At 74.3% G+C, this 6,018-nt stretch carries 4 protein-coding genes; 1 reads left to right on the forward strand and 3 read right to left on the reverse strand.

Going from position 1 to position 6,018, the window contains the following annotated elements; translation table 11 throughout:
• The 3 genes from ACTUAL_RS16500 to mfd form a co-directional block, all read right to left on the reverse strand.
• On the reverse strand, positions 1 to 462 hold a 462-nt coding region (locus tag ACTUAL_RS16500), incomplete at its 3' end, for a MazG nucleotide pyrophosphohydrolase domain-containing protein (protein WP_440900892.1).
• Entirely contained in the window at positions 459 to 1,400 is a 942-nt protein-coding gene (locus tag ACTUAL_RS16505) for a hypothetical protein (RefSeq protein ID WP_096491444.1), read from the reverse strand. The genes ACTUAL_RS16500 and ACTUAL_RS16505, both read right to left, overlap by 4 nt.
• A gap of 13 nt (positions 1,401 to 1,413) precedes the next feature.
• Positions 1,414 to 4,977, reverse strand: coding sequence for a transcription-repair coupling factor (mfd, locus tag ACTUAL_RS16510; protein WP_440900893.1), 3,564 nt, complete (start codon positions 4,975 to 4,977; stop codon positions 1,414 to 1,416).
• Positions 4,978 to 5,261: 284 nt separating this feature from the next.
• Here mfd and ACTUAL_RS16515 point away from each other — a divergent pair.
• The coding region (locus tag ACTUAL_RS16515; RefSeq protein ID WP_440900894.1) for a hypothetical protein at positions 5,262 to 6,018 on the forward strand (757 nt) is incomplete at its 3' end.

The raw sequence follows: 6,018 nt of genomic DNA on the forward strand, positions 1-6,018 counted from the left end.
CGCGTCCCGGTCGCCGTCCTCGATGGCCTCCAGGAGCTCGTATGTCTCCTCGACGAGGTACTTGCGCAGCGAGTCGTGGTCCTGCTCGGCGTCCCACGGGCAGCCGCCCGGCGAGCGCAGCCGGTCCATCACCGCGACCGCCTCGACGATCGGCGGCTCGGGCGTGCGCGCCAGGCGCGCGCCGCGCGCCACCAGCTCGGCGGCCAGCGGGTCGGCCGGGTCCGCGGTCAGCAGCACCGACCCGGCGGCCAGGTCGGACGCGGCGGCGGGCGCGGGGCGCACCCCCTCCTGGAGGGGGACGCCCGCGCTCGCGCACACGACCGGCGCGGCCCGCAGCGCGGGCAGCTCCGCGAGGGGCACCGCCCAGCCGAGGCGGGCGCTGACCACGATGACGGTGACCGGCGGCGCCGCGTCCGGCCCGGTCGGCGGGGCCGCTGCGGCGGGTGGGACGTCCGACGTCACGACTGGACCTGCCTCGCCTTCAGCTGCAGGCCGCCCAGCTCGCCCTCGCTCGGCACCGGGCCGTAGTTGATCGGGTCCCACACGCCGTAGCGCGGGTTCAGCTCGACCTTCGGCGACCCGGCCAGGGTCTGCATCAGCCGCAGGCCGATGCCCTCCAGCGCGGACGGGGTGAGCTGCGAGGCGGACGCGTCCAGGCCGCTCGCCGTCGCGTCGGTGTCCCGGTCGGTCACGTAGGCCACCAGCCACTGCGAGCTGCTCTGGCTCGGCGGGTACGCCAGCACGGTGCCGGGCTCGGCGCCGAACAGCGGGGCCTGCGCGGCCTCGGGCGACTCGGCGGAGCTGACCTTCTGCCCGCGCCCGGCGAGCTGCTGGCCCTCGGGGCCGCTCGGCGCGGCGGCGATGAAGCCCGCCATCTTCGACGGGTCGGCCGCGACCTGCCTGGCCTTCTCCTTCGCGTCCTCACCGCTGGTGGTGAAGAAGTAGTCGAAGGTGACCTCCATCCGGTCCGCGTACTTGCCCGCCAGCTTGACCAGCAGCAGCTGGTCCCGCGCCCGCTCCGGGAAGGTCTCCTTCGTGTACACGGTGCCCTGGGAGGCGGTCTCGGCGCCGCCCGCGCTCTCGACGGCCTCCGCCACCTCGTCCTCGGTGACGGTGACGCCCTCGTTCGCGGCGGCCTTCGCGATCAGCTCGTGCCACACCTTGATCTGCACGAGGGTGTCGGCGACCTGGTCGAGCTTGCGCTCGCGCTGGAGGGCGACCTTGACGTCGGGCTCCTTGGCGAGCACCAGCTGGAGCTGGTGCTGGATGTCGGCCAGCGGCACCACCGAGTCGCCGACGACGGCCGCCGACCCGATCTTGGCCGGGCCCGAGCCGCAGCCCGCCACCAGCAGTGCGACGGCCGCGACGGTCAGGGTGAAGCGCCTCTGCACAGTCCTCACGCCCAGTACCCTCTCACGAACTCGTGACACCGCTCACGGGCGCTCCCGCGAGTGATTCCAGGAAGTGGGCGCACCAGGCGAGCAACTCCTGGTCGCGCAGCGGGGGCGCGCCCATCCGGCCGCCCGCCGCGCCTTCGGTGGGCCGAGGCGTCGTGATCGTCGAGACGGCCTGCTTGTACACCGCCTTGGGGTGCAGCCTGCGCAGCCGGACCACCTGCGAGTCCTTCAGCTCCAGCGGCGCGAACCGGATCGAGCTGCCCTGCAGGGCGACCTCGGTGACGCCGTGCGCGCGGCAGGTGTGCCGCAGCCTGGCCACGTCCAGCAGCCGCTCCACGGGCAGCGGCGGCGCGCCGTAGCGGTCCTTGAGCTCGTCGCGCACCGCAGTCAGCCCCGCCTCGTCGACGGCCGCCGCGATCTTGCGGTACGCCTCCAGCCGGAGCCGCTCGCCGGGCACGTAGTCGTGCGGGATGTGCGCGTCCACCGGCAGCTCGACGCGGACCTCGGCCAGCTCGGCCTCCAGCTCGCCGTCGGCCCCCGCGGAGCGGCGGAACGCCTCGACCGCCTCGCCGACCAGCCGCACGTACAGGTCGAAGCCGACGCCCGCGATGTGCCCGGACTGCTCGGCGCCGAGGATGTTGCCCGCGCCCCGGATCTCCAGGTCCTTCATGGCCACCGCCATGCCCGCGCCCAGCTCGGTGTTCTGCGCGATGGTGGCGAGCCGGTCGTGCGCGGTCTCGCTGAGCGGGGACTCCGGCGGGTACAGGAAGTACGCGTACCCGCGCTCGCGGCCCCGGCCGACGCGCCCGCGCAGCTGGTGCAGCTGGGACAGGCCGAGCATGTCGCCGCGCTCGACGATGAGCGTGTTGGCGTTGGAGATGTCCAGGCCGGTCTCGACGATCGTGGTGGACACCAGGACGTCGTACTCGCGCTCCCAGAACCCCTGGATGATCTTCTCCAGCTTGTCCTCGTTCATCTGGCCGTGCGCGGTGACCACGCGCGCCTCGGGCACCAGCTCGCGGATGCGCCGGGCGGCCTTCTCGATCGAGGAGACCCGGTTGTGCACGTAGAACACCTGGCCGTCGCGCAGCAGCTCGCGCCGGATGGCCGCGCCGACCTGCTTGTCGTCGTACGCGCCGACGTAGGTCAGGATCGGGTGCCGCTCCTCGGGCGGGGTGAGGATCGTGGACATCTCGCGGATGCCCGCCAGCGACATCTCCAGGGTGCGCGGGATCGGCGTCGCGGACATGGTCAGCACGTCCACGTGCGTGCGCAGCGCCTTGATGTGCTCCTTGTGCTCGACGCCGAAGCGCTGCTCCTCGTCCACGATCACCAGGCCGAGGTCCTTGTACCGCAGGCCCTTCTGCAGCAGCCGGTGCGTGCCGATCACCACGTCGACGTCGCCCTCGGCGAGCCCGGTGGTGGTCTGCTCGGCCTCGGTCGGGTCGGTGAACCGGGACAGGCCCCGCACCACGACCGGGAACGCGCGCATCCGCTCGGTGAACGTGTTGAGGTGCTGCTGCGCCAGCAGGGTCGTGGGCACCAGCACCACCACCTGCTTGCCGTCCTGCACCGCCTTGAACGCCGCGCGCACCGCGATCTCGGTCTTGCCGTAGCCGACGTCGCCGCAGATGACCCGGTCCATCGGGACGCCGCGCTCCATGTCGCCCTTGACCTCGTCGATGGCGGCCATCTGGTCGACGGTCTCGGTGAACGGGAACGCGTCCTCCAGCTCGCGCTGCCACGGGGTGTCGGGCGCGAACGCGGGGCCGGGCGCGGACTGCCGGGCGGCGTAGAGCTGCACCAGCTCGGCGGCGATCTGCTTGACCGCCTTCTTGGCCTTGGCCTTGGTGTTCTTCCAGTCCGAGCCGCCCAGCTTGTTGAGCGTGGGCAGCTCGCCGCCGACGTAGCGGGAAACCTCGTCGAGCTGGTCGGTGGGCACGAACAGCCGGTCGCCGGGCTGGCCGCGCTTGCTGGAGGCGTACTCCAGCACCAGGTACTCGCGGGTGGCGCCCGCGACGGTGCGCTGCACCATCTCCACGTACCGGCCGATGCCGTGCTGCTCGTGCACCACGTAGTCGCCGGTCTTGAGGGCGAGCGGGTCGACGGCGTTGCGGCGGCGGGACGGCATCCGCCGCATGTCCTTCGTGGACGTCCCGCCCCGGCCGCCGGTCAGGTCCGTCTCGGTGAGCACCACCAGCGCCAGCTCGGGCAGCGCGAAGCCGTCCTCCAGCGCGCCGCGCACCACGGTGACCGCGCCGGTCTTCGGGGGCTCGTCCAGCGAGTCCACGCACACCGCGCCCACCTGGGCCTCGCGCAGCTGCTCGGTGGCGCGCTGGGCGGTGCCCGCGCCGGGCACGACCAGGACGGCGGTGCCGCCCGCGGCGGTGTGGGCGCGCAGGTCGGCGAACGCCCGGTCCACGTCGCCCTGGTAGGCCTGGACGTGCTTGAACTCCAGGCGCAGCACGTTCGAGCCCTCGGTGGTGAGCTGGCTGAGCGTCCACCAGGGCTTGTCGGCGGCGCGCGCGGCGTCGGCGACCTCGTCGAGCGCGCGGTAGGCGGAGGCGCCGAGGTCGATCGGGGCCTTGCCGCCGCCCGCCGCCGCCATCCAGGAGGCCTCCAGGAACTCCTGGCCGGTGCGAACCAGGTCGCGGGCGCGGGCGCGGATCTTCTCCGGGTCGTTGACCAGCACGTGCGTGCCGTCCGGGACCAGGTCGGTGAGCAGCTGGAGCTCGCCCTCGCACAGGGCGGGGATCAGCGCCTCCATGCCCTCGGACGGGATGCCCTCGGCGAGCTTGGCGAGCATCTCGGCGAGCTGCGCGTCGGCCTCGTGCTCGGCGGCCAGCTCACGGGCGCGGGCGCGGACCCGCTCGGTGAGCAGCAGCTCGCGGCACGGCGGGGCGGTGAACGCGTCGACCTGCTTGGGCAGGGAGCGCTGGTCGGCCACCGAGAACGGGCGGATCTCGGTGACCTCGTCGCCCCAGAACTCCACGCGCAGCGGGTGCTCGGCGGTGGGCGGGAAGACGTCCAGGATGCCGCCGCGCACGGCGAACTCGCCGCGCTTCTCGACCATGTCGACGCGCGTGTAGGCGAGCTCGGCCAGCCGGTGCAGGAGGGCGTCGAAGTCGTGCTCGGAGCCGGTGGCGAGGTCGACCGGCTCCAGGTCGCCGAGGCCGGGGGCCATGGGCTGGATGAGGCTGCGGACCGTGGCCACGACCGCGCGCAGCGGCCGGTCGCCGGGGTGGGCGAGCCTGCGCAGCACCTGGAGGCGGGCGCCGACCGTGTCGGCCCTGGGGGACAGCCGCTCGTGCGGCAGGGTCTCCCAGGACGGGAAGATCGCCACCGCCTCGGGCCCGACCAGGTCGCGCAGGACCGAGGCCAGTTCCTCGGCCTCCCGGCCGGTGGCGGTCACGGCGAGCACCGGGGAGGTGCGCGAGAGCGCGGCGGCCACCAGGGGGCGGGCCGCGGGCGGTCCCTCCAGCTCCAGCTCGGGCGAACCCGCGGCGTCGGCCAGCGCGCGCAGGGCCTTGTCGGGCAGGACGGCGGTCAGCAGGCCGGACAGCGGGCCGGGCTGGGGCATCGGAGTGCGGCTCCCGTGACTGGTGGACAACGCGGACAGACCCCTGCCCTGGACGAGGCGCCGGGGGTGGGGGCTCGGCTCCAGGGTACGACCGGGGCCGGACGGCGCGCCGGTCCTCGGCGGGCCGGGCGGGTCGGCCGCCCCGCTGCGGGCGGGCGTTGTCGCATTCTTTCTGGAATTATTCCCGAATAGTCCGCCGCTCCGGTGAATCTTCCCCGCTGCCGGCCTTGACCTGCCGTTTCCCGCGTTGACGCCGATCAAGTCCGCACCCCACAATCCCCGGCATGGCCGGTTCCGGCGTTTTCCCGACCCCCTGGCTGGTGGTGTACGGCTACGGGGACCTGTCCTACCGGTTGGCCCAGCGGTCGGCCGACCAGTTGCGCGCGCGAGGGGTGGCCACGTGGCTCACCACGGTGCAGGAGGTGGACCCGGCGGCGCTGCCCCGGTTCCGGGGCGCGGTGCTGGTCCTGCCGACCTGCGCCTCGGCGGCCTCGGGGCGGCGCACGGGGTCGGCGCGGGCCCGGTTCGCCGGGATCGCGGCGGGCCTGCGGTCCTGCGCGACCCACGTCCTGCACGTCGGGACCCCGGCCGACCTGGACCCGGTCCCCGAGTACCGGGCGCTGCGGCCGAGCGTGCGGGCGGTGCACCACGTCCCGCGCCGCGCCGCGCCCGGACTCGACATGCTCGGCCTCCTGACCGGCGTCGCGGACCGGGCGCGGGACGAGCGGTCGGCGGCGCTGTGGGCGCACGCGCGCGAGTGGGGCGTGGCGACCCCGGAGGAGGTGCGGGCGGTGCTGGCGGCGGTGGCGGAGCGGCGCGCGAGCTACGAGGAGCGCCGCTTCCACCAGGCCCGCAGGCCGCACCCCGACTACGACCTCAACCGCCTGGTCCTGCTCCTGGACCACCCGGACGTCGTGCCGCCGAGGCAGCCGTGGATGAGCGCGGGGGAGCACGGGCGGGTCGTGGACGGCTTCACCGAGTGCGGCGCGCGGGTGGTCAGGGACACCGTGCGCCGGGTGCGCCAGGTGTGCCCGACCTTCG

This window comes from Actinosynnema sp. (genome assembly GCF_052038725.1).